Source organism: Paraburkholderia sp. RAU2J, assembly GCF_003634845.1.
In the GTDB taxonomy this organism is placed as follows: domain Bacteria; phylum Pseudomonadota; class Gammaproteobacteria; order Burkholderiales; family Burkholderiaceae; genus Paraburkholderia; species Paraburkholderia fynbosensis.
The window spans coordinates 3170760-3193823 of record NZ_RBXG01000001.1 but is presented as its reverse complement, the minus strand read 5'-3'; the positions used below and the strand labels follow the sequence as shown (position 1 = coordinate 3193823).

Annotated in this window: 22 protein-coding genes; 9 read left to right on the top strand and 13 right to left on the bottom strand. The window is 64.2% G+C overall.

Going from position 1 to position 23064, the window contains the following annotated elements:
- Nucleotides 1-36 precede the first annotated feature (36 nt).
- A complete protein-coding gene (gene kdgT, locus B0G69_RS14595) occupies nucleotides 37-1053 on the bottom strand; it encodes a 2-keto-3-deoxygluconate transporter (protein ID WP_121318005.1) in 1017 nt (338 codons plus the stop codon).
- A gap of 308 nt (nucleotides 1054-1361) precedes the next feature.
- Between kdgT and kduI the strand changes: the two genes are divergently transcribed.
- From kduI to B0G69_RS14570, 6 genes are all read left to right on the top strand, one after another.
- Nucleotides 1362-2198, top strand: a complete 837-nt coding sequence (kduI, locus tag B0G69_RS14590; protein ID WP_121318003.1) for a 5-dehydro-4-deoxy-D-glucuronate isomerase — start codon at nucleotides 1362-1364, stop codon at nucleotides 2196-2198.
- Nucleotides 2199-2238: 40 nt separating this feature from the next.
- Nucleotides 2239-3009 carry a 2-dehydro-3-deoxy-D-gluconate 5-dehydrogenase KduD gene (gene kduD, locus B0G69_RS14585; RefSeq protein ID WP_121318001.1) on the top strand — a complete coding sequence of 257 codons (771 nt, stop codon included), beginning with the start codon at nucleotides 2239-2241 and terminating at the stop codon, nucleotides 3007-3009.
- Between the two features lie 133 nt (nucleotides 3010-3142).
- Nucleotides 3143-4024 (top strand): DNA-binding transcriptional regulator KdgR, encoded by an 882-nt coding sequence (kdgR, locus tag B0G69_RS14580; RefSeq protein WP_121317999.1) that lies wholly within the window; start codon nucleotides 3143-3145, stop codon nucleotides 4022-4024.
- 527 nt (nucleotides 4025-4551) lie between these two features.
- Entirely contained in the window at nucleotides 4552-4677 is a 126-nt protein-coding gene (locus tag B0G69_RS42710) for a hypothetical protein (RefSeq protein WP_277873540.1), read from the top strand.
- A gap of 51 nt (nucleotides 4678-4728) precedes the next feature.
- Nucleotides 4729-5091, top strand: a complete 363-nt coding sequence (locus tag B0G69_RS14575) for a hypothetical protein (protein ID WP_121317997.1) — start codon at nucleotides 4729-4731, stop codon at nucleotides 5089-5091.
- 78 nt (nucleotides 5092-5169) lie between these two features.
- Nucleotides 5170-5418: a hypothetical protein gene (locus tag B0G69_RS14570; RefSeq protein WP_121317995.1), complete on the top strand. Its 249-nt coding sequence runs from the start codon at nucleotides 5170-5172 to the stop codon at nucleotides 5416-5418.
- Nucleotides 5419-5533: 115 nt separating this feature from the next.
- On the opposite strand, the gene B0G69_RS14565 is transcribed toward B0G69_RS14570, so the two are convergent.
- From B0G69_RS14565 to B0G69_RS14540, 6 genes are all read right to left on the bottom strand, one after another.
- A complete protein-coding gene (locus B0G69_RS14565) occupies nucleotides 5534-5785 on the bottom strand; it encodes a hypothetical protein (RefSeq protein WP_121317993.1) in 252 nt (83 codons plus the stop codon).
- Nucleotides 5786-5995: 210 nt separating this feature from the next.
- Nucleotides 5996-7405 (bottom strand): aromatic acid/H+ symport family MFS transporter, encoded by a 1410-nt coding sequence (locus tag B0G69_RS14560; protein ID WP_121317991.1) that lies wholly within the window; start codon nucleotides 7403-7405, stop codon nucleotides 5996-5998.
- Nucleotides 7406-7592: 187 nt separating this feature from the next.
- Nucleotides 7593-8357, bottom strand: a complete 765-nt coding sequence (locus B0G69_RS14555) for a glucose 1-dehydrogenase (RefSeq protein ID WP_121317989.1) — start codon at nucleotides 8355-8357, stop codon at nucleotides 7593-7595.
- Nucleotides 8358-8390: 33 nt separating this feature from the next.
- Nucleotides 8391-8729 carry an NIPSNAP family protein gene (locus tag B0G69_RS14550; protein WP_121317986.1) on the bottom strand — a complete coding sequence of 113 codons (339 nt, stop codon included), beginning with the start codon at nucleotides 8727-8729 and terminating at the stop codon, nucleotides 8391-8393.
- On the bottom strand, nucleotides 8726-10534 hold the full coding sequence (locus B0G69_RS14545; protein WP_121317984.1) for an FAD-dependent oxidoreductase: 1809 nt from the start codon (nucleotides 10532-10534) through the stop codon (nucleotides 8726-8728). The genes B0G69_RS14550 and B0G69_RS14545 overlap by 4 nt, the downstream gene beginning before the upstream one ends.
- A gap of 28 nt (nucleotides 10535-10562) precedes the next feature.
- Entirely contained in the window at nucleotides 10563-11423 is an 861-nt protein-coding gene (locus B0G69_RS14540; protein WP_121317982.1) for an SDR family oxidoreductase, read from the bottom strand.
- Between the two features lie 187 nt (nucleotides 11424-11610).
- Between B0G69_RS14540 and B0G69_RS14535 the strand changes: the two genes are divergently transcribed.
- The gene (locus B0G69_RS14535) at nucleotides 11611-12513 is read left to right on the top strand and encodes a helix-turn-helix domain-containing protein (RefSeq protein WP_121317980.1); all 903 of its coding nucleotides are present in this window, start codon (nucleotides 11611-11613) and stop codon (nucleotides 12511-12513) included.
- Nucleotides 12514-12553: 40 nt separating this feature from the next.
- Here B0G69_RS14535 and B0G69_RS14530 read toward each other — a convergent pair whose 3' ends face one another.
- The 4 genes from B0G69_RS14530 to mprF form a co-directional block, all read right to left on the bottom strand.
- The gene (locus tag B0G69_RS14530; RefSeq protein WP_121317978.1) at nucleotides 12554-13732 is read right to left on the bottom strand and encodes a 4-hydroxybenzoate 3-monooxygenase; all 1179 of its coding nucleotides are present in this window, start codon (nucleotides 13730-13732) and stop codon (nucleotides 12554-12556) included.
- Nucleotides 13733-13977: 245 nt separating this feature from the next.
- The gene (gene ilvA, locus B0G69_RS14525; protein WP_121317976.1) at nucleotides 13978-15549 is read right to left on the bottom strand and encodes a threonine ammonia-lyase, biosynthetic; all 1572 of its coding nucleotides are present in this window, start codon (nucleotides 15547-15549) and stop codon (nucleotides 13978-13980) included.
- Nucleotides 15550-16013: 464 nt separating this feature from the next.
- A complete protein-coding gene (locus tag B0G69_RS14515; RefSeq protein ID WP_121317972.1) occupies nucleotides 16014-17279 on the bottom strand; it encodes an AcvB/VirJ family lysyl-phosphatidylglycerol hydrolase in 1266 nt (421 codons plus the stop codon).
- The gene (mprF, locus tag B0G69_RS14510) at nucleotides 17276-19870 is read right to left on the bottom strand and encodes a bifunctional lysylphosphatidylglycerol flippase/synthetase MprF (RefSeq protein WP_121317970.1); all 2595 of its coding nucleotides are present in this window, start codon (nucleotides 19868-19870) and stop codon (nucleotides 17276-17278) included. The genes B0G69_RS14515 and mprF overlap by 4 nt, the downstream gene beginning before the upstream one ends.
- 402 nt (nucleotides 19871-20272) lie before the next feature.
- Here mprF and B0G69_RS41410 point away from each other — a divergent pair, with 402 nt between their 5' ends.
- Entirely contained in the window at nucleotides 20273-20410 is a 138-nt protein-coding gene (locus B0G69_RS41410; RefSeq protein ID WP_199731281.1) for a hypothetical protein, read from the top strand.
- A 284-nt stretch (nucleotides 20411-20694) separates the two neighbouring features.
- Here the strand turns inward: B0G69_RS41410 and B0G69_RS41405 are convergent, their stop codons facing one another.
- A complete protein-coding gene (locus tag B0G69_RS41405) occupies nucleotides 20695-20841 on the bottom strand; it encodes a hypothetical protein (protein ID WP_175165537.1) in 147 nt (48 codons plus the stop codon).
- Nucleotides 20842-21069: 228 nt separating this feature from the next.
- Here B0G69_RS41405 and B0G69_RS14505 point away from each other — a divergent pair, with 228 nt between their 5' ends.
- A complete protein-coding gene (locus B0G69_RS14505) occupies nucleotides 21070-22467 on the top strand; it encodes an MFS transporter (protein ID WP_121317968.1) in 1398 nt (465 codons plus the stop codon).
- Between the two features lie 27 nt (nucleotides 22468-22494).
- On the opposite strand, the gene B0G69_RS14500 is transcribed toward B0G69_RS14505, so the two are convergent.
- A complete protein-coding gene (locus tag B0G69_RS14500) occupies nucleotides 22495-22989 on the bottom strand; it encodes a YetF domain-containing protein (RefSeq protein WP_121317966.1) in 495 nt (164 codons plus the stop codon).
- Between the last annotated feature and the right edge of the window lie 75 nt (nucleotides 22990-23064).

Below are 23064 nucleotides of genomic sequence, written 5' to 3'. Positions count from 1 at the left end.
TTACGTTGCAACCCCGCGCAACCGCACAAGCTCCTCTCAAACGCGCGCGTCCCGCTCATTGAGCGGCGCCGCTTGCGCCGCCGCGAATTCCTCGCGCAACGCATCGCGCGCGCGATGCCGGCGCACCCATAGCGCCGTGAGAATCGGCACCAGAATCGCGGTCACGAGGCAAGCCGTCGCGACCATCGCGGTCGCGGCCGGCACCAGCGGCTTGAAGCTCGGAATCATGTCGCCGATGATCGCAGGATTCGCCACCGCAGCCCCCGCCGTCGACGATGCCGCCAGCCCTGCCGCCCCATTGCCGCCGGCAATCCAGCGGTCGGCCAGAATCAGCGGAATGCCCGTCACGACGATCACCGCGAGACCGAGCACGACGCCCGGCAAGCCGCTCGTCACGATCACGTTCAGGTCGATGCCGTTGCCGAGCGCAAAGCCGAAGAACGGAATCAGCGGATGCACGCAACGGCCGAACAGATCACGCAGATCGCTGTCGAAATTGCCCAGCGCGAAGCCGATCAGAAACGGCAGCACCGCGCCCATAAAGAGCCGCGGCTCGAAGAACGCGACGCCCGTCGCGCCCAGAATGATCATGCTGACGAGCGGCCCCGATTCGACCGACATCAGCACGAACGCGCCCGCCTCTTCCTTGGTCCCGTATTGCTGCATCACCGCGGCATAGAGACCGCCGTTGGTCATGTCCATCGAGGTCGTGATCGCGAGGATCGAGAGTCCGGCGAATAGCCCTGTCTTGATGCCGTCGACCGGAATGAAGCGCGCCGCGATCATCGTCACGATCCACGCCACCAGCATCTTGGTCGCGAGCAGCGTGCCCGATTTGCGCAGCACGGTGCCGGTCGCCCGCAGGTCGATCGTCGCCCCCATGCAGAAGAACCACACCGCCAGAATCGGCACGGTGCCGGTGATCAGGCCGTTGGTGAACGACCCGAAGTATTTGCCCGCGCCGGGCGCGAACGTGTGGACACAGGCGCCGAGCAGCAGCGGAACCAGCATCAGCCCGCCAGGAATGCGGTCGAGGGCCTTCTTGATCTTCATGCCTCCTCCATGGACTTTGCGTCCTGTTGGTCAGGTGAATCACCCGGGGTAAGGTCGCCGGTCTGGCGCCGGTCTGCTCCCTTTCGGCGCAATATAACACCGTGAAAGGAACGCCGTTCCGATTCTCTTTATAAATTAGGCTCATCGTTTACCCGCGTGCCGTCCGGAAGCTTTACCGCCCTTGACGGCGCGCCAAAACTTTTCGGACCACTGTTCCGAAAGATGTAATCTGAGCTACAGTCCTGAGCAGAGCAGCGTGGCCGCACGGTGCGGCGACCCTGCGGAAATCGAATCGAACGGAGAAAAACATGGAAGTGAGACAGGCCGTCAACAGCGAGTATGCGAAGACGCTCGATACCGCCGGGCTGCGCAAGGCGTTTCTGGTCGAGCAGGTGTTCGAGCGCGACGCGTTGAAGCTGACCTATAGCCATATCGACCGGATCATCGTCGGCGGCGTGTGGCCGGCGACGCGCGCAGTCGAGGTGCCCGGCTCGCTCGGCAAGTCGATCGGCGTCAACTATCTGCTGGAGCGGCGCGAGCTCGGGGCGATCAACATCGGCGGCGACGGCTGGGTCGACGTGGACGGTACGCGCCATACGGTGCGCAACGAGGAAGCGATCTACATCGGCAAGGGCGCGCAGGCGATCGCGTTCGGCAGCGACGACGCCGCGCGCCCCGCGAAGTTCTATCTGAACTGCGCGCCCGCGCACGAATCGTATCCGACCCGCACGATCACGCTCGCCCAGGCATCGCCGCAAACGCTCGGCGATCCCGCCACGAGCAACCGCCGCACCATCTACAAGTTCATCGTGCCCGAGGTGCTGCCCACCTGCCAGCTGTCGATGGGCATGACCAAGCTCGAGCCGGGCAGCCTGTGGAACACGATGCCCTGCCACACGCACGAGCGACGCATGGAAGTGTATTTCTACTTCAACGTCGCCGACGATGCCGCCGTCTTTCACATGATGGGCGAGCCGCATGAAACGCGGCACATTCTCGTGCACAACGAACAGGCCGTGATCTCGCCGAGCTGGTCGATTCACTCGGGCGTCGGCACGCGCGCGTACACGTTCATCTGGGGCATGGTCGGCGAGAACCAGGTGTTCGGCGACATGGATCACCTCGCGATCGGTGACCTGCGTTGACGGGCCGCCCGCTTGATTCCGACGAGCATCCGCATACGACATGGGTTTGAACAACGTGAATACTTTCGATCTCACCGGCAAGGTCGCCATCGTCACCGGCAGCAATACGGGGCTCGGCGCCGCGATGGCGCTCGCGCTCGCTGCGGCCGGCTGCGACATCGTCGGCGTGAGCCGTGCCGATGCCGGCACCACGCCCGCGCGCGTCGCGGCCATTGGGCGCCGTTTCGCCGACGTGCGCGCCGACCTCGGCTCGATCGCGCCGGTCGACGATATCGTGCGCGCCGCGCTCGAGGCCTTCGGCCGCGTCGACGTACTGGTGAACAACGCCGGCATCATCCGCCGCGAGGATGCGCTCGACTTCACCGAAGACGATTGGGATGCCGTCGTCGACGTCAATCTGAAGAGCCTGTTCTTTCTGTCGCAAGCCACCGCGCGGCAGTTCGTCAGGCAGCAAAGCGGCGGCAAGATCATCAACGTCGCGTCGATGCTGTCGTTCCAGGGCGGCATCCGGGTCGCCTCGTACACGGCGGCAAAAAGCGGCGTGCTCGGTCTGACGCGGCTGCTTGCGAACGAATGGGCCGCGCAGCGCATCAATGTGAACGCGATCGCGCCGGGCTACATGGCGACCGCCAACACGGCGGCATTGCGCGACGACGCGCAGCGCAACGAGGAGATCGTCGGGCGGATTCCGGCGGGCCGTTGGGGGGCGCCGGAAGATCTCGCGGGGCCGGTCGTATTTCTCGCGTCGTCCGCGTCGGACTACGTGCACGGGCATACACTGGCGGTAGATGGCGGGTGGCTTGCGCGCTAGCCGGCGGACATGCGCGCGAAGCGGTATGCTTGCGCGCCTCGCCGCGTGAGCGAGCGTGACTGGATGTGGCCGATCGCGCGGGCGAGCCACGCAGAGGCGCAGCACGGGTTCGCATAGACAGGGAATGACGGAAATGGCAACAGCAGGCAAACAGCGCAAGGACGACGGCGCCACGCAGATCCAGCACGCGCAGAGCGTCGAGTCCGGCAACGGCGGCGAACGGGGCGAATCGGCGTCGTCGATCGGCCGCGTGTTCGCGATTCTCGGCGCGATCGGCGACAGCGGACAGATCGGCATCAGCGAACTGTCGCAACGGCTTGCGATGTCGAAGACCACCGTGCATCGCGTGGTCCAGACGCTCAAGGCGCTCGGCTACGTGACCCAGGAAGTCGAGACCGAGCGCTACCGGCTGACGATCCGCCTGTTCGAACTCGGCGCGAAGGCGCTGGAGAGCGTCGATCTCGTGCGCGAGGCCGATATCGAGATGCGACGCATCGGCCAGATGACGCGCGAGGCGGTGCACCTCGGCGCATTCGACGAAGACGCGATCATCTACATCCACAAGATCGACGCCGACTACGGCTTGCGCATGCAGTCGCGCATCGGCCGGCGCAATCCGCTGCACAGCACGGCGATCGGCAAGGTGCTGCTCGCGTGGATGGACCCGGCCGAGGCGCGCGAAGTCCTTTCGCACGTCGAGTTTCGCAAGTCGACACAGAAGACCCTCACCTGCGCCGAAGCGGTGCTCAGCATCCTGCCGCACGTGCGCGAGCAAGGTTATGGCGAAGACAACGAGGAGCAGGAAGAAGGACTGCGGTGCATCGCGGTGCCGGTGTTCGATCGCTTCGGCCGCGTGATCGCCGGCCTGTCCGTTTCGTTTCCGACGATGCGCTGTGGCGCCGACACGAAGTCGCACTATGTCGCGTTGCTCAAGCAGTCGGGTCTCGCGATCTCGACGCGGCTCGGCTATCGCGAAGCGCCGGCGCCGGCGCCGGAACCTGCACCGGCGGCATAAACGGCGCGCTGCGATGACAGCGCTGCTGACTCGACATAGCATTGGCGCCGTCATGTCTGCGCGAACACTGAACGCACATTTCGCCGATGCTACGCATCGCACCGTATCCAAAGCTGATGGCGCTCATGCCGTGTCGTGCCGCGTACACGCAGGCCAGCACGCGCAACATGCGGGCGTGCCGCTCGTTATGCAACGGCACGCCTCAGTCTGCAACTGAATGTATCCGCCGGGCCTAGCCGCGGCGAAACACGATGTCATCCACTTACCGGCAGTTGATGCATTGACCGCTCCACGCGCGCAGTCATGCGCAATGCGTGGGCGCAGCGTTTTTTCCATAGTCGCTTCAATGGCTTGCCGCTGTTGCGGCAAGCTTGCCATCGCCCGATGAAGCGCTTCCCCGGCGCCCTCCCCACGCACCGCTCCTGTTAGCCGCGCGCGTTTGCATCGACACGTCCTGTTACACACAAACACAACGGAAATACCGCCGCTCAGTAGAGTTCGCTTCACAAGCAAAACGGAGCAACGACATGAAAAGAATTCTCGCCCTGGTCATCCTGGCAGCAACACTCGGCAGCACGCTGAGCGGTTGCATCGTGGTCCCCGAAGGCGGGTATCACGATCACGACCACCATCGCGATCACGACCATTACTGAGCGCATGGCGCGCACGCATATCCCCTCAATCGTAGAGACCGAGAATAAAACATGAGCAATTCAAAAAACCGCTGGCTCTCGTTGGCGATCGTTGCAGGCATCGGAATCGGCGCATCGTCGGCCGCTCTGGCTCACGTCGATGTCGGCGTCAACATCGGCGTGCCGGGTGTCGCTTACGCGCCCGAGCCGGTGTATGCCGCGCCTCCTCCGGTGTACGCACCTGCGCCGCCGCCCGTGGTCGTGGTGAGCCCGGGCTGGTACGGCGAGCGGTATTACGACGGCCACCGCTACTGGGAACGGCGCGAATGGGAAGAGCGTCATCACGACCGGCGCGAGTGGCATGAGGCTCGCGGGCCACACGGTCACGACAACGGCTGGCATGGCCATGGCGACGACCACGGGCACAATCACTGATGCCTGGACGACGGCTGCGTCGATGATGCAGCCGTATCGCGTGGGCATGCTCGCCACCCTTTTTGCAGGAGCGACGATTTGCTACGCAACGATCCAAGACGAGTAACGGCGCACATCGATGGCTCGCTCATCTGCGCCGAATACAGCGAACAAACCGGTCAATTGTGTTTGCGCCAGGACGGCGTGCTGTTGCGCGAGTGGTTCCCACCTCATTCGTGGATGGCGATAGCATCGGTGGCGGGCGCACAGCATTGGGGGACTCGCCCTACCGACGACGAACTGCATGCGCTATTGCGCAATGAGATGGCGTTGTTGCGTACGCCCTGACTGCAAGCCGAAGACACGCGCGCGACGAATCGCTCGTCGCGCGCTGGGCAATGTCCGGCTTCGTTAAGTGCTTAAGCGCGAGGCAGGCTGATGAATGCCCCGCATGCACTTGCGCTCAACGCGCGTTGTAGATCGGCGGCGAGTAGGAGCTGACCGTCGTGTCGGTGCCGCGACCGGACTGCCACGTACCGTGGCTGCTTGCACCATATCCGCTGTCATCCGTTCGAGCTGCGTGATGCGGGCGGGCGGCTGGCGTCTGCGTCGCCTGCGAGTCCTGAGTACCGGCTTCATCGGCCGGCTGGGCGAACGACGCAAGCGGCGCGGCAAGAATGACGGCGAGAGCAACGGTTTGAATGAGCGACTTCATGACACCACCTCCAGAGATTGGCTCCACATGCGCTGCCGGCGTGACTCGCGCGGCAGCATTGAAGGCAGTGTAGGTGGCTCACCTGACGGGATAAATCCGTTAATCACGAATTCACTGTTGTTTTTCAGACCACAATGAAAGTGGCTGCCTGTCATGCCGGTCGTGAAGGCGTGGCGCCGTCGCGCGGCGCACGCCTTTGCAACGCAGCGGTCATTCGAGTGCGACTGCAGGACCGGCCCCCTCCTTCGAAGATGCGTCGCCTTGCACGCGCCGCGTCATCAGATACACACCGCTCGCGGCGATCACCGACGGCACGGCCAGCAGGCTGAACACTGCGCCGAACTGCCAGCCGAGCCCCATCAGCGCGGCGCCGACCAGCGCGCCCGCCACGCCGCCGATGCGGCCGATCCCCAGCATCCACGCCACGCCCGTCGCGCGTGCCTGGGTCGGATAAAAGCTGGCGGCGAGCGCCGACATCGACGTGACCGCGCTCGTCGCCACGGTGCCGGTGAGGAAGATCAGCGTGCCGAGCCAGAGCTGATGTCCAACGCCGCGTCCGACCAGCAGCACCAGCACACCCACCAGCACGAAGGTCACCGCGACCACGCGATGTCCGGCAAACCGGTCCATGATCCAGCCGACGCACAGGTTGCCGAGTATGCCGCCAAGCGGAAAGAGCGAGGTCATCAGCGCGGCTTTTTCACCGGAAAAGCCGGTGTCCTTGAACAGCGTCGGCAGCCAGTTGGTGAGCAGGTAGTAGATCAGCAAGCCCATGAAATACGCGAGCCATAGCATGAGCGTGCCGAAACGGTAGCGGGATGACAGCACGACCGCGAGCGCCCATTGAGGACGCGCGCCGGCTTTGCTCGCGTGGCCTGCGGCGGCCTCGTGGCCTGCGCGCGCATCCACCGCGACGAAGCGGCACCCTTCGAAGCGGCTATGCGGCGCAATACGTTGCAGGATCCGCGCGATGCGCCGATCCGCCTGCCTGCGCACGGCAAGAAACTGCACCGACTCCGGCAGCAGCAGAATCAGCAGCACGGTCAGCGCGGTCGGGCCGACGCCGCCTGCCACCAGTACGCTGGGCCAGCCGAAGTGCGGAATCAGCCACGCGGAAGCCACACCGCCAATCGCCAGTCCGCACGAAAATCCGCAGAACATACCGTTGACCGCGACCGCGCGAAGTCGCGCCGGTGCGTATTCGGACATCAGCGTGACGGCATTCGGCATCGCCGCGCCGAGACCCAACCCGGTGAGAAAGCGCAGCAGTGTCAGCGATTCGATCGAGTTCGCGCGAGCCGCCGCGAGACTCCACACGCCGAAGAAGAACACCGACAACACCAGCACCGTTTTGCGTCCGAGACGATCCGCGCATGGACCGGCCGCGAGCGCGCCGATTCCGAGCCCGACGAGCGCCGCGCTCATCACGGGCCCGAGCGAGCTGCGCGCGACGCCCCACTGCTGCACCAGCGACGGCGCAATGAAACCGACCGCCGCCGTATCGAAGCCATCCGCGGCAACGACGAGAAAGCACAGCACGAGAATCGTCCATTGATACGGCGAAAAGCGCTGCTCGTCGATGAAGGCCTGCACATCCACATTGCGTTCGGAGCGGATCATTCGAGGTCTCCTCGAGCGAGGGTGGCGGGTGTTTCACGATCGTACGGGCGCAGGACTTTCGCCCTGCCTGCTTGAGGCTTTTTCATTGCAATGTCTCCGTGATAGGACGAGGTGTTTTTTTATTGTTCGGAATGCTACGAATAGTGCGACTGCCTGTGCTCGATTCGCGCGCGGCGTGTAGAAGCGGTCAGTCGCCGGCGGCGCCGTACGCATGCCAGCCACCATCGACGCTCAGCACCGTGCCCGTGATGTAGCTCGCCGCGTCCGATGCGAGAAAGCTGATTGCCCGGGCAATTTCATCCGGCTGTGCGAGGCGGCCCATCGGCGTGCGCCGCTCGATTGCCTGGAGATTCATCTGGCCGTTACGCTTGAGCGTCTCCACCAGTTCTGTGGCGACATAGCCTGGCGCCACGGCGTTCACGCGGATGCCCTCACGCGCCCATTCGCAGGCGAGCGAACGCGTCATCGCGACGATGCCCGCCTTTGCCGCGCCGTATGCGTTGCGCGCCGGGATGCCGGCGAGCCCCGCAATCGAGCCGAGATTGACGATCGCGCCGCTGCGCTGCGCGAGCATGACTCGGGCCGCCTCGCGGCATGCGAGGAAGGTGCCGCGCACGTGGATGTCGAGCAGCCGGTCGAACGCATCGACGTTCTGCTCGATCGTCGGATGCGGCTGATCGCCGTTGCCGGCGTTATTGACCAGCACGTCGAGCCGCCCGAAGCGCTCGACGCATGTGCCGATCAGCGCGCGCACGTCGGCTTCGACGGCGACATCTCCGCCAATGCCCATATGAGCCGCGCCCAGTGCCTGGGCGCGTTCGCGAGCACGGTCCGCATCCATGTCGGCGATGACCACGCTATAGGCTTCCTGCGCGAAACGTTGCGCGCTCGCCCAGCCGATACCGTTCGCGGCGCCAGTCACGAGCGCGACGCGTCGTGTTCGATCGTTCATGTTCTGTCTCCTCCTGAATGAGGCGGTGCGCCGCTAGCGAAGCATCGCCAGACTCCTGAAATCGACACGCTTGATGATGCGGCTTTCCTGCGCGACGATCAGATGCGCCGACGCCTGCAGATACGCGGGCCATTGCGGATCGGCGTCGCGCGCGGTGCGGCGCTGGTCGTAGTCGGCGATGCTCTCGTAGCCCCACAGATGCACCACCTGATTCAGCGCGCCGATGTCGCTCATATAGAAGCCGACCGGCGCGCCGAGATACTTCACCTGAATCGGCATGGCCAACTGGTCGAATATCTCGATGAATTCCGCCATGCCGCGCGGGCGGATCGTATAGATGCGGTGATCGACAAACGGTTTGCCGCTGCTCATGTGCCTGTCCTCAATACAGTTTCGGTTTCGCGGGCGCCCGCGCTGCCGCCTTGGTGGTTGCCTGCGGTCGCGCCGCTCGCACTGGCTCCAGCGACGCCTGCCAGATGCCGCCCGGTGATGTACCCGAAAGTCATGATCGGGCCAAGCGTGATGCCCGCGCCCGGATAGTTGCCACCCATCACGCTCGCGCGATCGTTGCCGACTGCATATAAGCCGGAAATCGGTGCGCCGGCTTCGTTAAGCACTTCGCCGGTCACTTTGGTCGAAATGCCGTCGAAGGTGCCGAGGTCGCCCATCACCACCTTCAGCGCGTAATACGGGCCATCGCCGATCGGCGCGACGCACGGATTCGGCCGATGCTCCGGATCCGCGAGATAGCGGTTGAACGAGGTCGTGCCGCGTCCGAACTCGGGGTCTTCGCCGCGCACCGCATCGGCGTTGTAGCGTTTCACCGTTGCTTCCAGCGCCACGCCCTCGAGCCCCGCGTTGCGCGCGAGTTCGGCAAGCGTGCGGCCGCTCGTCAGATAGCCGTTGCGCAGCAGCGGCCCGAGCGGGACCGGCGCGGGTTTCGCGAAACCGAGCCCGTATTTGCGGATCGTCGCGTGATCGCAGATCAGCCACATCGCGGTTTCGCGCTCGTTCGCACACGCTTCGATCATCGCCGCGCCCACGTCGTGATACGAATTCGCCTCGTTCGTGAAGCGCTTGCCCGCGCGTGTCACGCCGATGATTCCAGGCTTGTATCGATCGAGCAGATGCGGAAACACACCGACACTGCCATCGCGCATCGGCACGCGCGAGACCGGCATCCAGGCCGCCGGTTGCGGATAGCGGATCGTCACTTTCGCGCCGAGCCGTTCTGCCATGCCGACGCCATCGCCGGTATTGCCGGGCGGCACCGGCGACACATGCTCGCCGCCTCGCCGCACGTGCGGATACGCACGGGCGATGCGCGCCACGTCATGCGAGAAGCCGCCGCACGCGAGCACGACACCGCGCCGTGCGGTAACGCGCATCTCGCCGTCTGGTCCGCTGACGAGTGCGCCCGTCACGCGCTGGCCCGCGACTATCAACTCACGCGCTGCGGTGTTCGTGTGAATCGGAATGCCGAGGTCGAGCGCGGACTTCGCGAGTCGCGCGGCAAGCGCGTTGCCGCTCGTGACCTGCACGCCGCGCCGGTACAGTGCGAGATCCTTCAGGTGGCTCGCGAGGCGCTTCGCTACGTACAGCGCGGACGTCAACGAGCGCGTCGCGTTGAAAAAGTGCTTGAGGTCCGCGTTCGACGAATTGAACATCATGCCCATGAATGTGATGGTCTTCAGCGGCGGCCGCAGACGCACGATGTCCGTGCCGAGCGCGCGTGCATCGAATGGCGCGGCCACCACCGAGCGTCCGATATCCACGCCGCCGCCCACATTCGGGTGATAGTCGGGATAGAGCGTCGGCACGAATTTGACCGCGGTCTCGCGCTCGAAGAAGTCGAGCATGTGCGGACCGGTGTCGAGAAACGCGTCGACAGCGGCGGCGTCGAAAAAGGCGCCGGTCTCGTTGCGCATGTAGGACAGCGCCGCCTCGCGCGTGTCGGTCACGTGATTGCTGCTAGCGTGACGATTGCCCGGAATCCACAGCACGCCCCCGGAAAACGCGGTGGTGCCGCCAAAGAATGGCTCCTTCTCGATCACGATCACGTCGAGCCCGTGCTTGCGCGCCGTGATGGCCGTCGAGAGCCCACCCGCGCCCGAACCGATGACGAGCACGTCGCAGGTCAGCGTGGCGTTGCTGGTTGCACGTGTTGCGTTAGTCATGATGTGCGTCCTTGTCCTTGTGCGGGGGTTAGCGAGCGACCGGCGCAGCCGCAGCGGCCTCAAAGCCTGGGCGCGGCACGAGGTCCATCAGCATGCTTTCGAGCCCGCCGTCGACGACGATCTCCGCACCGTTCATATACGCGGCGCGAGCGCTGGCGAGAAACGCGACGACGTCGGCGATGTCGAGGGGCTCGCCAATGCGCCGGCTGGCCGTCATCGCGCTGCGACGCCGCTCGATGTCGCCGTGCTCGTAGAACGCGGCGGACAGCGGCGTGCGGATCATGCCCGGGCACACCGTGTTGCTGCGGATGCCGCGCGGCCCCCACTCCGCCGCGATCTGTTTCGACAGCATCGCCACGCCGGCCTTGGCCGGGCTATACGCACCGCTGTAGGTCTGCGGATGATGCGCGGCCACCGACGCGACATGCACGATCGCGCCCGCGCCGCGCTTCAGCATGCCGTGACCGAACTGCTGCGAGCACAGCATGTAGCCGGTCAGGTTCACGCGCAGCATCGCGTTCCACGCCTCCAGCCCAATCTCTTCGATGCCGCCCGGACGCAGCAGGCCCGCGTTGTTCACCAGCACATCGGCCGCGCCGTAAGCCGACTCGACGCTCTGCGCGGCGCCACGCACGCTGTCGATATCGCCGATATCACAGGCCAGCGCGAGCGCCTCGATGCCGTTCGTGTTCAACGCTTGCGCAAGTGCGCGGCACTTGTCGTCGTCCCGGTCGAGCAACGCGAGCCGCGCGCCGGCCTCACCCAGCACGTGAGCGATCGCACTGCCGATGCCGCCGGCCGCGCCGCTCACCACGCAGACCTTGCCTTCGAGGCCGAGCCAGTGCTGTGAGTTCGCGTCCACATCGGCTTTCGTGATTTGATTAGTCATCCGAATCTCCATGATTTTGATTGCCGGTATGGCGTGCAGCGCCGATACCTGCGCTGCGCCATTGCACCGCGCCTTTCATGGAAAAAAGTATAGCGACGCGAATGCGCCTGAAATTGGACAAAGGCGGCGCATCGCAGGACAATTCGTACATTGCAACCACGCCGAAAGGGATCGGAGACACACCAGCATGAGTAAAATCCCTAACTACGATTTGTACGGCGAATCCGCGCGCCCGCCCTGGTACGACGCGTTTAATTTCGAATGGATCGCCGAACGCAGCCGTCCTAACGACTGGCATATCGCCGCTCACCGGCACGACGCGTTGCTGCAGATCCTTTATATCCGCAGCGGCACCGGCCACGTCCTGATCGAAAGCGAAAAGCTCGTGATCGAACCGCCTTGCCTCGTGCTGATTCCCGCACAAACGGTGCATGGCTTCGTGTTTTCGCCCGAGATCGATGGGCTCGTGATTACCGCCGCACAGCGGGCTTTGGAGTCGATTTCTAAGGCCGTGTCGCCGGGTCTGTTGCCGGTACTGCAGCGGCCCGCGCTGATTCCCGTGCGGCCCGAGGTCGGCGGCGACACGCTGATGCCGCTATTCGGTTTGCTGGAGCAGGAATTTCGTGGCAGTGCGCGCGGCCACATCGCCGCGGGCATGTCCTTGATGATTGCACTTTTTGTACAGGTGGCGCGTTTGACCGACGCGGCTTCGGCGGCCAGCGCGGCTGCCGGCGCGACAGTCAACGACCGGCGCGCAGCGCAAATCAAACGGCTGCGCGAACTCGTCGCCGCGCACGTTCGCGAGCATCAGCCTATCGAGTTCTATGCGGGCAAAATCGGCATCACGGCGGCGCAATTGGGCCGCATCTGCCGCGACGAACTCGGCCACTCGCCGATGTCGCTCGTCAACGATCATCTGATACGCGAGGCGCAGCGCGATCTGGTCTATTCAGGCTTGACCATCAAACAGATCGCGCACGCGCTCGGTTTCGAGGACGCGGCTTATTTCAGCCGCTATTTCCGCAAGCAGACTGGCGTCACGCCTACGGAGTTTCAGGCCGCGGCGCATCGGGATTTATCATTGAACTAGTCGTCCGATGCGCTGCTTGGCGCGCACTACGCGCTTACATTTATGCGTGCGCGGCAGCGACGCCGACGTAGTTCTCCGCCATGGCGGTGGCCGCCGCACGCGAAGTGGTCACGTATTCCAACTCGGCCACTTGCAACTGCTGCTCGAACGGCGACGCGCCTTCGATACGGTGCATCATGCTCGTCATCCAGTACGAGAAATGCTCGGCGCGCCAGATGCGCTTGAGCGCGGTTTCGGTGTAGCCATCCAGCAGATCGCTGCGATTTTCGACGTAGAACGCGTTGAGTGCCTGTGTCAGCACACGCACGTCGGAGACGGCGAGGTTCAAGCCCTTCGCGCCCGTCGGCGGCACGATATGCGCCGCGTCACCCGCAAGGAACAGCCGGCCATGCTGCATCGTGGCCGACACGAAACTGCGCATGCCGACAATGTTCTTCTGGAAAATCTTGCCGTCGACGATCTTCTGCCCGTCGTGCGAATCGACGCGTGCGTGCAGTTCAGCCCAGATGCGATCGTCGGACCAGTTCTCGACCGAGTCCTTCGGATCGCACTGGAAATACATGCGCTGCACGTTCGGCGAGCGTGTGCTGATCAGCGCGAAGCCGCGGTCGTGGCGCGCATAGATCAGTTCATCCGACGACGGCGGCCCTTCGCACAGGATACCGAACCAACCGAACGGGTACACGCGCTCATAGTCTTTGCGCAGCGCCTGCGGAATCGATGCGCGCGAGACGCCTTGCGATCCGTCGCAGCCGATCACGAAGTCGCATTGCAGCTCGCAGGCTTCGCCTTCGTGACGATAGCGGATCACCGGCTTGTCGGTATCGACACCGTGGATCGACGTCTCCGACACGCCGAAACGCAGCGCGCCGTTCGCGGCCACGCGCGCCGCGACCAGATCCTTGATCACTTCGTGCTGTGCATAGACCGTGATCGAATGGCCTGTGAGTCCGGTCAGATCGATGCGGCGGCGCTTGCCTTCGAACGCCAGTTCGAAGCCATGATGCAGCGCGCCTTCGGCTTTCATGCGCGCGCCGACGCCGGCTTCGGTCAGCAGGTCCATCGTGCCCTGTTCGAGGACGCCTGCGCGGATGGTGGATTCGATCTGGTCGCGAGTGCGCGTTTCGAGCACGACCGACTCGATGCCGCGCAAATGAAGAAGGTGGGAAAGCAGCAGGCCCGCGGGCCCGGCACCGATGATGCCAACTTGGGTGCGCATGAGTTGTCTCCTGAATGCGGCGATTGATTTGCACTCAGTGTGACGATCATGGCCCGTATCGTGCAACGCGATATGACGCATACGCTGTATCGCTTATGGCGATAAACAGCGTGTCCGGGGCAACGGCGCTGGTGGGTGGCAACGCGCGCTAACGCCGTGCTGGCGGGGCTTGTGGCGTCTCGACGAGGAGCGCCGCGCAATCATGCGACTCCGATTGCGCTCAAGGTAAACCCCGAGCACCTCTGCTAGGCAAGAAACAGCCGATACACCGGGTTTTGCGTCTCTTCCCAGTTCGGATAACCGAGCGTGGCGAGAAAACGTTCGAACGCTTCGGTCTCGCTCGCGGGCACCTGGATGCCGACGAGGATCGAACTGTAGTCCGCGCCCTGGTTGCGATAGTGGAACAGGCTGATGTTCCAGTTCGGCGCCATCGACGACAGGAACTTCATCAGCGCGCCCGGCCGCTCCGGAAACTCGAAGCGGAAGAGGCGCTCGTCATGCGCGAGCGGCGAGCGCCCGCCCACCATGTAGCGGATGTGCTGCTTCGAGAGTTCGTCGAAAGTCAGGTCGACGGTCGCGAAGCCGTGCGCTTCGAACGCGCCCGCGATCTGCGCCGGTTCGCTGCGGTTTCTGATCTGCACGCCGACGAAGATATGCGCCGAGTTCGCGTCCGCGATCCGGTAGTTGAACTCGGTGACGCTGCGCGTGCCGACCAGTTCACAGAAACGCCTGAAGCTGCCGCGCTCTTCGGGAATCGTCACGGCGAACACCGCTTCGCGTGCTTCACCGACTTCGGCACGCTCGGCGACGAAGCGCATGCGGTCGAAATTCATGTTCGCGCCCGACGTGATCGCGATCAGCGTCTGGTTCTCGATGCCTTCGCGCTCGGCATACTGCTTGGCGCCCGCAACAGCCAGCGAGCCTGCCGGTTCGAGCACGCTGCGGGTGTCCTGGAACACATCCTTGATGGCCGCGCACAGCGCGTCGGTATTCACGAGCAGCACGTCGTCGAGATATTCGTTGCACAGGCGGAAGGTTTCTTCACCGACCAGCTTCACCGCCGTGCCGTCCGAGAACAGTCCGACTTCGTTCAGCGTGACGCGCTCGCCTGCTTTGAGCGAGGCGGCCATTGCGCACGAATCATCAGTCTGTACGCCGATCACCTTGATCTCCGGGCGCACCGATTTCACATACGCGGCCACGCCAGCCGCGAGTCCGCCGCCACCGATCGGCACGAAGATCGCGTGGATCGGCCCCTGATGCTGGCTGAGAATTTCCATCGCGACGGTGCCTTGCCCTGCGATCACGTACGGGTCGTCGAACGGATGCACGAAGCTCAGGCCACGCTCTTCCTGCAGTTTGACCGCATGGCCGTACGCGTCGCTATACGACTCGCCGAACTGCACCACTTCGACCGTCGGCCCACCATGCGCGCGTACCGCATCGACCTTCACCTGCGGCGTCGTCACCGGCACTACGATGATCGCCTTCACGCCCATGCGTGCCGCCGACAACGCGACGCCCTGCGCATGATTGCCCGCCGACGCGGTAATCACCCCACGCGCCAGCGCTTCGGCCGGAAGATGCGCCATCTTGTTGTACGCGCCGCGCAGCTTGAACGAGAACACCGGCTGGTTGTCCTCACTCTTCAGATACACCGGATTGCGCAGCCGTGCCGACAGATTCGGCGCGCGTTCCAGTTCGGTTTCGCGGGCCACGTCGTAGACGCGTGCGGTCAGGGTCTTCTTGAGGTAGTCATGGCGAAGCGCGATGCTGTTGGCGGTTTCGGTCGCATGTTCGAGTTCGAGTAACGGCAAGGCAAGCTCCTGTGAGGCAAAGACGAATCAGCAAGGCGTTCACCAGGAGGCAGGCAGCAAGCGGACATAAAAAAACCCGCCTCATGGGGCGGGTTAATGTGTCACTGGTACTGGACGCGCGCTAACCCACCATTCGATGAATGATGCTAATAATCAGCGCAATACGGATGTCGAGGCAGTTCATGTGGTCGATCTTCGTTGAGTTGGCGGGCTTTGTCAACCCTAGGTCAGGATGCTGCGCGTTGTGGACTACCCTCTACGAGACGCCGAACGACGTTCCCCATCTCGCGCAAATGCGCATGGACGACTCGCTATTGATGCAACTGCGTCAAGTGAGATGAGCACGCTTCGACGCGCAGCCCGGGAGGATGAGGCTCGTTCGCGGACTCGCGCACTCCACACACGCCGCGAGCCCACGTCACCTCACGTCACGTCACGTCACGTCACGTCACGTCACGCGGCAGTCAATCACGCACACCGCTCTGCTTCTTGAACGCGTCGAGAATATGTCTCTCCAGCGCGTTATAGTTGCCGCCGAAATGATGATCGCCCGACGTGCGAATCACCTCTACGCCGGTCTTGTCGAGCGCCGGACACAGCGTGTCTTCCTCGTCCGCACCATAGAAGCACTGCACGATCGCAGGCGGCACTTTCGTCAATTCCGGCCGCACCTTCAAGGCCTTATCGCTCGCAGGCATGCCGAGCCAACCGCCCACGCGGATCTGAAAATCGGCGTCGGGCGCAAAGCCGAGCAACGCGATCAACGACACTTTCGCACGCTGTGCTTGCGGCAAACGGTTGTACGCGAACGGCATCACGTCCGCGCCGAACGAATAGCCGACCAGCGCGATGTGCTGCGCGTTCCAGCGCGCACCGTAGGTCTGCATCACGCGCGCGAGATCGCGGCTCGTCTGCGCGGGCGGCTTCTCGCTCCAGAAATAGCGCAGGCTGTCCCAACCGATCACCGAGACACCGTCCTTTTGCAACGCTTGCGCGATGGTCTTGTCGAGATCGCGCCAGCCGCCGTCACCGGAAATGACGATCGCCATCAGGCCGTTCGGATGCGCGGCCGGTAATTCGATCAGCGGCAGATCGGAGACATCGTCATCGCTCGTCGACACTGCCTGCAGATGCGGTGTGAGCAACGCGACAAGACGCGCGCGATCGGCGTTGCCCGTGCTCGCCTTTTCAACGAAGCCCGGCACCTTGTCGCGGATCACCGTCGGGTCCGGCGGGCATGGGTTAAAGCGCGCATCGAGCGTGCGCCCGGCATCCACCGAGACCGCGCCGGCAATCGTATTCGACGGCGCCTGTTCGAGCACGTGCATCGCGAGGGTCGCGCCCTGGCCCGTGCCCGCGACGATCGGCGCGAAATAGTGGCTCGACTGCGATTGCCGTTCGAGCTGGTGGCTCAGCGCTTCGGCGTCGCCCACGAGTTGATGGCAGGTTTCCTTCTTCGCGTTGAGGTTCGCCGCGTAACGCGCGGTGTCCACGCCAACGGTCAATGCCCCGGCTTTCGCGAGCGCATCGGCGCTTTGCTGGTCGGCCGCGCTCCAGCCGGCGGCTTGCGAGTACAACACCACGAAACCGCGCAACGGACCCTCTGGCTGCGTCACGGTGACATCGCCGTAACGGCCGCCGGGCACCGTGGCGGTCGCTGCTTGTGCGAGCGCGCCGCAGCTCACGAGGCTCGTCGCGACGGCGAGCTTGAAAATCGAATGCACAGTCATGAACGCCGGCCTCCTGCCAGCAATGACAGGTCCGCGAGCGTGAAGACCACGCCCATCGAACCCGACGCCGCGAGATAGCGCGGCTCCCAATGCGGCTGGAACTTGCTCTTGAAAGCACGCAGTCCGCGGAAGTTATAGAAGCGGCCGCCGAAGCGCCACACGATGCCAGCCAGCCGATGCCAGCGCGACGCGAGCGGCGTCGGTTGCATGCCGGAGAGCGGCGCGATGCCGAGACTGAGCGAGCGGAAACCCGCCTGCTTCAAATGCAGCGCCAGTTGCGTGAACAGGTATTCCATCGCGTACGGCGACGCGCTTTGCACGTGCCGCATCACGCCGACAGTCGCTTCGGTGTTCAGATCGGTGGTCATGAACGTGACGAACGCGACGGGCTCGCCGTTCTGGCGCACCAGCATCACCGATTGCGCGGCGAGATACGCATCGTTGAATGCGGCCACCGAGAAGCTTTTCTCGCGCGCGTCGCGGCTGCCGAGCCAGCCATCGGAAATGCCGCGCAGCGTTTCAAGCGACGCCGGCACGTTCGGCTGATCGATCACTTCGACGCTGAAGCCGTCGCGCTCGCCACGTTTGAGCGCATAGCGCAGATGCGAGCGATGCGAGCCCTTCAGGTCAAAATCGTCGAGCACGACGTGCGCTTCTTCGCCGAGCTTCATCAGCGTGAGGCCGGCGTCGAGATAGAGCGGCAAGGCGTTGGCGCGGACCTGATAGAATGCCGCGCGCCCGCCGTGCGCATGCGCGAGCGCGACGAACTTGCTGATCAGGCCGGCCCATTCCTCGCGCGGCCCCACCGGATCATGCAGCGCGGCCCACGTGCGGCCGTATTTCGCGTACATGAGAAACGCCTCGCGCGACTCCGAAAAGAGAAAGCTCTTGTCGCCCATCAGCGCGAGACCGGCGTCGCTGCGTTCCTGCGCGCGCACGATGCGCGCCGCGTCATGCAGATCCTCCGGCGCCGGCTTGACGAAGCGGCCCGGCGCTGGACGCAGCAGTTGCCAGAAAGAAAAGGTCGCGGCGAACAGGCTCGCAGCCAGCGTCGCGCGCAGCGCGCGCGGCGCGCGTTCGTCGAAGGCGAATTGCCACCACAGGTCGCGCGTGTACGGCACGTCGCGAAAGGCAAACAGCATCACCCATGTGGCGAGCATCAGCACCATCGCAACCGACACCAGCCAACCCGCCGTGAAGCGCTCGGCGAACAGCGATGAATGACGGTTGAAACGCCGGCGCGTCGACAGCAGCAGAACGATCAGCATGCCGAGCACGCTCGCCTCGACGAATGCGAGACCCTTGGTCAGCGACAGCGCGAGGCTCAGCACCGCGAGCAGCAGCGTCATCCACCACGCGGCGTCCAGACGGCGCAACAAGCCGCGCGCGACGAACAGCAGCAGCACGCCCAGCACGCTGCACAGCATCTGCGAGCTTTCGAGCACCCACAACGGCACCATGTCGCGCAGGATGTGAATGCGCTGCCAGAACGCGGGCGTCGCGCTGGATATCACCAGCATCCCGCCGACCACGAACGTCACGAGACTCAGAAACAGTGGCGCGAGTTTCGATGCGCGCGCCGCGTCGAGAAACGGCAAGCGCCCTTTCAGCGCGCGGCCTTCAAAGCCCGCGAGCAACGCCGCCGAGACGATCAACGGGACACCGAAATAAATCGCGCGATAAGCAAGGAGCGCCGCCACCATCTGATGCGTTTGCACGCTGCCGCTCAGCGTGAACACCATGGCCGCTTCGAATACGCCTACGCCGCCGGGCGTGTGGCCGATCATGCCGAGCAGCATCGCAGCGGCATAGACCGTGATGAAGGTGACGAAGCTCACGTTCGCGTGGGGCAGCAGCGCCCACAAAGCAAGGCCCGCGGCCACCACGTCGAGGACCGCGAGGGCCACTTGCGCGAGCAGATCGCGGCGCGCCGGAATATCAAACGAGAGCCACTGCCAGCGCGTGCGTACCGGCCGGGTGTCGCGACCGCAGGCGGCAGCCACGAGCGTGAGCGCGAACAGCAGCGCCACGCCGATCCAGCGCAGCATGAGGGGCGTGACGTGCAGCATCGGCGCGAGTTGTCCAGCCATGCCGACCATCCCGAGCGCCGTCATCAGCACCAGCGCGAGCGCGAGCGACACGCTCGTGAATACCGTCATGCGGCCAATCTGCACGGGCGTGATGTTCGCGACGCCATACACGCGCGCGCGGACGGCGCCGCCCGTCAACGCGCCGAAGCCAGTCGCATTGCCGAGCGCCGAGCCTGCCGTCGCGCCGATCCACAACGCCACGCGCGGCACCGTCGCGCCGAGATAGCGCAAGCCGACGGCGTCGCGCCCAACCAGCGCCACGTAGCTGAGCGCGGTGGCGCCGAGCGCGGCGGTCCACTCGCCGGGCGTGAGTTCACGCAACTGACGCATCACCGAGCGATAGTCGACCGCTTGCGACAGGTGCTGCAAAACCACCAGCAGCAATCCGCCAATCACGAGGGTGAGTACGGGCGAGAGAATTCCCCGGTTGCCAAGCGTCTTCGCGATACGTTCGAACATTGCGCGTGGCCGGTCGAAGCTATTGTTATGTCGATGCAACATGGTCAATGCGGGGGCCTTGCGTGGAGCGGTCGCGACGACGGATCGTCCATCGCTGCGTCGCCGGATCTGGCGATTACAAAGGGATAACGGCAAAACGTGCAAAAGGTTGACAGCGCGGGCTATTTCGCCGGCATTTAATTCGAGCGAACGAAATAAGCGGGAATATTTTCCGAGCGGTTCAGCGTTGCGCGCGAGCCCCTTGCGCACAGGGGTGTGGCCGTTAAACGTTAACCCTGCCCTATAACCGGTAATTCCCCGCGTTCCTCGCCGTTTTTGTCGGAACGGTTTTCAAACAACAGTTTGCAACATCAAGCTTTTCTCTCCCCGTGCCGTAATCGCAAGCAATGGCGCGGCGAAATACAGCAGATTTGCCGTGTGAGTTTCTGTATTTGAAGGAGAACGATGATGGCGGAACAGGATTGGGCAATGGCCGGGATTTATCTGGTCGGACTGGTGTCGATGGTGCTGCTGATGTGCAGCCTGTCGACGCGAGCGACCAGGAAGCGGGCGGCGGTGTCGAACAGCAGTGCCGACGAATAAAACGCATCTGCACGCGGCTGGATGCGCGTTGCAAGCGCCACACGGCCCGAGCGAATCGCGCATCGGGCCCTTAGGCCTAGGCCCGTGGCTGACCCGTGGCTGACCCGTGGCTATGTCCGGCCTAGATAGCACAACGCCCGCTATCCCAAGCGGGCGGCTGCGATGAGCGACGGCTGAGCGTCGCCTCAAACGATCTGAAAACGCGATTTCCGCGTATTCGTCAGATCAGCGCTCTCTCGCGCCCCGCCCGCCCTTCGTGGCAAAGGCGGCGCGCAGCGCCGTTCTTACAGCGGGCGGCGGTAAGCTTCTGCCATCACTGCGCAGTTTTGCAGATGCAGGTTCAGCGCATGCAGCGCCAGCGCGCGCAGTTTGCCGAACAGCGTGGTGGCAGCGGGAGTAGTACGGGCGACGGCGTTGGAAGCGGTGTTCATGGCGGACTCCTGTATAGGGTTTATACCTAGGTAACAACCCGATTATAACGTTCTCCTGCCGCACTGCAACAACTTTAAAAATGCCGCGCCGCTGTTGCGCCACGGTCACACCTGCTGGGGCCGATAGGGTAAAAAGGGCACCATCAATAGTCCGACTATTAACCATCCGCACCAAACGGATGCAATAATGACCCCTTTGCCTGCGACCGTCCGCCGCAGCCCGTCTTCATGACCGTCGCCGAAAAAGCTCTGATTGCGCCCCTTATCGTCGCGTGTGCGATGTTCATGGAAAGCGTCGATGCCAACGTGATCGTCACCGCGCTGCCGGCCATGGCGCGCGACTTCGGGCGCGATCCGGTCACGCTGAAAATCGCCGTGACGAGCTACGTGCTCGGACTCGGCGTGTTCATCCCCGTGTGCGGCTGGCTGGCCGACCGGTTCGGCGCACGCACGATCTTCCGTACCGCGATCGGCATCTTCGTCACCGGCTCGCTGCTGTGCGCGGCGTCGAATTCGCTCGCCACCTTTACGCTCGCGCGCTTCGTGCAGGGTGTCGGCGGCGCCATGATGGTGCCGGTCGGGCGGATCATCATCTTTCGCGTAGTGCACAAAACCGACTTCATCCGCGCGATGAACTATCTGAGCGTACCCGCGATGCTCGGCCCGGCGGCCGGCCCGCTGCTCGGCGGCTTCATCACCACTTATCTGCACTGGCGCCTGATCTTCTTCATCAATGTGCCGATCGGCATGCTCGGCATCTATCTGACCAACAAGTACATCGCCAACACGCGCGAGCCGCACCCGGGCCCGCTCGACTGGATCGGTTTTCTTTTGTCCGCCGCGGGCGCGGTGCTGCTTCTGCTCGGCCTGTCATTGGTGGGCGGCGAACTGATTGCCAACGCCGACGCGTTCGGCATGTGCGCAGTCGGCGCCGTGCTGCTCGTGGTCTACGTCGCCTACGCGCAGCGCGTCAAACTTCCGCTGCTGGACCTGCGCTTTTTCAAGGTGCCGACGTTCCAGGCGAGCGTGCTGGGCGGCTCACTGTTTCGTATTGGGTTGGGCGCCCTGCCGTTTCTGTTGCCGCTGATGCTGCAGGAAGGCCACGGCATGAGCGCGTTCCAATCCGGCCTGATCACCTGCGCGTCCGCGTTCGGCGGCATGTTCATGCGCACGGTCGCCTCCGGCGTGCTGCGCCGCTTCGGCTTCCGTTCGGTGCTGGTGGTCAACGCGGCGCTGTCGGGACTCTCGATCGCGGCATGCGGGCTGTTTTTCCCGAGCACACCGACATGGATCATCTGGGTCGTCGTGTTGCTCGGCGGCTTCTTCCCCGCGCTGCAGTTCACGAGTCTGAACTCGCTGACCTATGCGGAGATCGCCAGCCGCGACGTGGGGCGCGCGACGAGTCTCGGCAGCGTCGTGCAGCAGATGTCGCTTGGCCTCGGCGTAACGGTGGGCGGTATCGTGCTGCAGTTGTCACGGATGCTGCATGGCCACCCGAGCATCATGTGGTCGGATTTCTGGCCCGCGTTCCTCGTAGTCGGCCTGTGCTCGTTCGCATCGATTCCGGTCACGCTGCGCATGCCGCGCAGCGCCGGCGAAGAGATCGCGCGGGGTGGCCGGGGCTGAACGCCGCGCCTTTGCCCAAGCGGTTTTTCACGCGCTCTTGCGGATCACGCTCACTTCGCCATTGCGTTCGAGAATCGCCGCGGCCACGTCGTCCATCGAGCGTGAGCCGGTTTTCTGCCGCACGCTTTCCTCGACATCCGTGGTCGATATCAACGCGGCGTCCATCTCGCGCGGGTTGAACCGGCCGTTGCTGAACACCTCACGTTCGACGCCGCCCACCAGCCGCTCGAACCTGCGCGAGCGCATGCAGGCCCACGCCAGCACACGATGGCACGCGACGATTGCGAACGACGCCACCATCGTCGCGATGAACGGCGACGCGCCGACGATCGCCCGGCTCAGCGTCGCGCCGAGCAGGATCACCACGACCGAATCGAACGGCGAGCGTTGCCCGAACGAGCGCCGGCCCGACACCCTGATCAGCACGAGCGCGATCACGAACACGACGATCGAGCGCATGCCCATCTGCAAAGGGTCGAGATTCCTGCCCTCGCCGAACAGAATGAAGATCGCGTCCATCATGTCGCCCTCCTCGCGGCGTGCCGCCGTCTAGATCTTCTGGTATCCGAAGCAAATCCGGCGCGCCGCACGAACGCG

What these genes read in the sequence shown, in the direction of transcription:
- kdgT (WP_121318005.1), bottom strand. Translation starts at nt 1,053, where the DNA reads ATGAAGATCAAGAAGGCCCTCGACCGCATTCCTGGCGGGCTGATGCTG.
- kduI (WP_121318003.1), top strand. Translation starts at nt 1,362, where the DNA reads ATGGAAGTGAGACAGGCCGTCAACAGCGAGTATGCGAAGACGCTCGAT.
- kduD (WP_121318001.1), top strand. Translation starts at nt 2,239, where the DNA reads ATGGGTTTGAACAACGTGAATACTTTCGATCTCACCGGCAAGGTCGCC.
- kdgR (WP_121317999.1), top strand. Translation starts at nt 3,143, where the DNA reads ATGGCAACAGCAGGCAAACAGCGCAAGGACGACGGCGCCACGCAGATC.
- B0G69_RS42710 (WP_277873540.1), top strand. Translation starts at nt 4,552, where the DNA reads ATGAAAAGAATTCTCGCCCTGGTCATCCTGGCAGCAACACTCGGCAGC.
- B0G69_RS14575 (WP_121317997.1), top strand. Translation starts at nt 4,729, where the DNA reads ATGAGCAATTCAAAAAACCGCTGGCTCTCGTTGGCGATCGTTGCAGGC.
- B0G69_RS14565 (WP_121317993.1), bottom strand. Translation starts at nt 5,785, where the DNA reads ATGAAGTCGCTCATTCAAACCGTTGCTCTCGCCGTCATTCTTGCCGCG.
- B0G69_RS14560 (WP_121317991.1), bottom strand. Translation starts at nt 7,405, where the DNA reads ATGATCCGCTCCGAACGCAATGTGGATGTGCAGGCCTTCATCGACGAG.
- B0G69_RS14555 (WP_121317989.1), bottom strand. Translation starts at nt 8,357, where the DNA reads ATGAACGATCGAACACGACGCGTCGCGCTCGTGACTGGCGCCGCGAAC.
- B0G69_RS14550 (WP_121317986.1), bottom strand. Translation starts at nt 8,729, where the DNA reads ATGAGCAGCGGCAAACCGTTTGTCGATCACCGCATCTATACGATCCGC.
- B0G69_RS14545 (WP_121317984.1), bottom strand. Translation starts at nt 10,534, where the DNA reads ATGACTAACGCAACACGTGCAACCAGCAACGCCACGCTGACCTGCGAC.
- B0G69_RS14540 (WP_121317982.1), bottom strand. Translation starts at nt 11,423, where the DNA reads ATGACTAATCAAATCACGAAAGCCGATGTGGACGCGAACTCACAGCAC.
- B0G69_RS14535 (WP_121317980.1), top strand. Translation starts at nt 11,611, where the DNA reads ATGAGTAAAATCCCTAACTACGATTTGTACGGCGAATCCGCGCGCCCG.
- B0G69_RS14530 (WP_121317978.1), bottom strand. Translation starts at nt 13,732, where the DNA reads ATGCGCACCCAAGTTGGCATCATCGGTGCCGGGCCCGCGGGCCTGCTG.
- B0G69_RS14515 (WP_121317972.1), bottom strand. Translation starts at nt 17,279, where the DNA reads ATGACTGTGCATTCGATTTTCAAGCTCGCCGTCGCGACGAGCCTCGTG.
- mprF (WP_121317970.1), bottom strand. Translation starts at nt 19,870, where the DNA reads ATGTTGCATCGACATAACAATAGCTTCGACCGGCCACGCGCAATGTTC.
- B0G69_RS41410 (WP_199731281.1), top strand. Translation starts at nt 20,273, where the DNA reads ATGATGGCGGAACAGGATTGGGCAATGGCCGGGATTTATCTGGTCGGA.
- B0G69_RS41405 (WP_175165537.1), bottom strand. Translation starts at nt 20,841, where the DNA reads ATGAACACCGCTTCCAACGCCGTCGCCCGTACTACTCCCGCTGCCACC.
- B0G69_RS14505 (WP_121317968.1), top strand. Translation starts at nt 21,070, where the DNA reads ATGACCGTCGCCGAAAAAGCTCTGATTGCGCCCCTTATCGTCGCGTGT.
- B0G69_RS14500 (WP_121317966.1), bottom strand. Translation starts at nt 22,989, where the DNA reads ATGATGGACGCGATCTTCATTCTGTTCGGCGAGGGCAGGAATCTCGAC.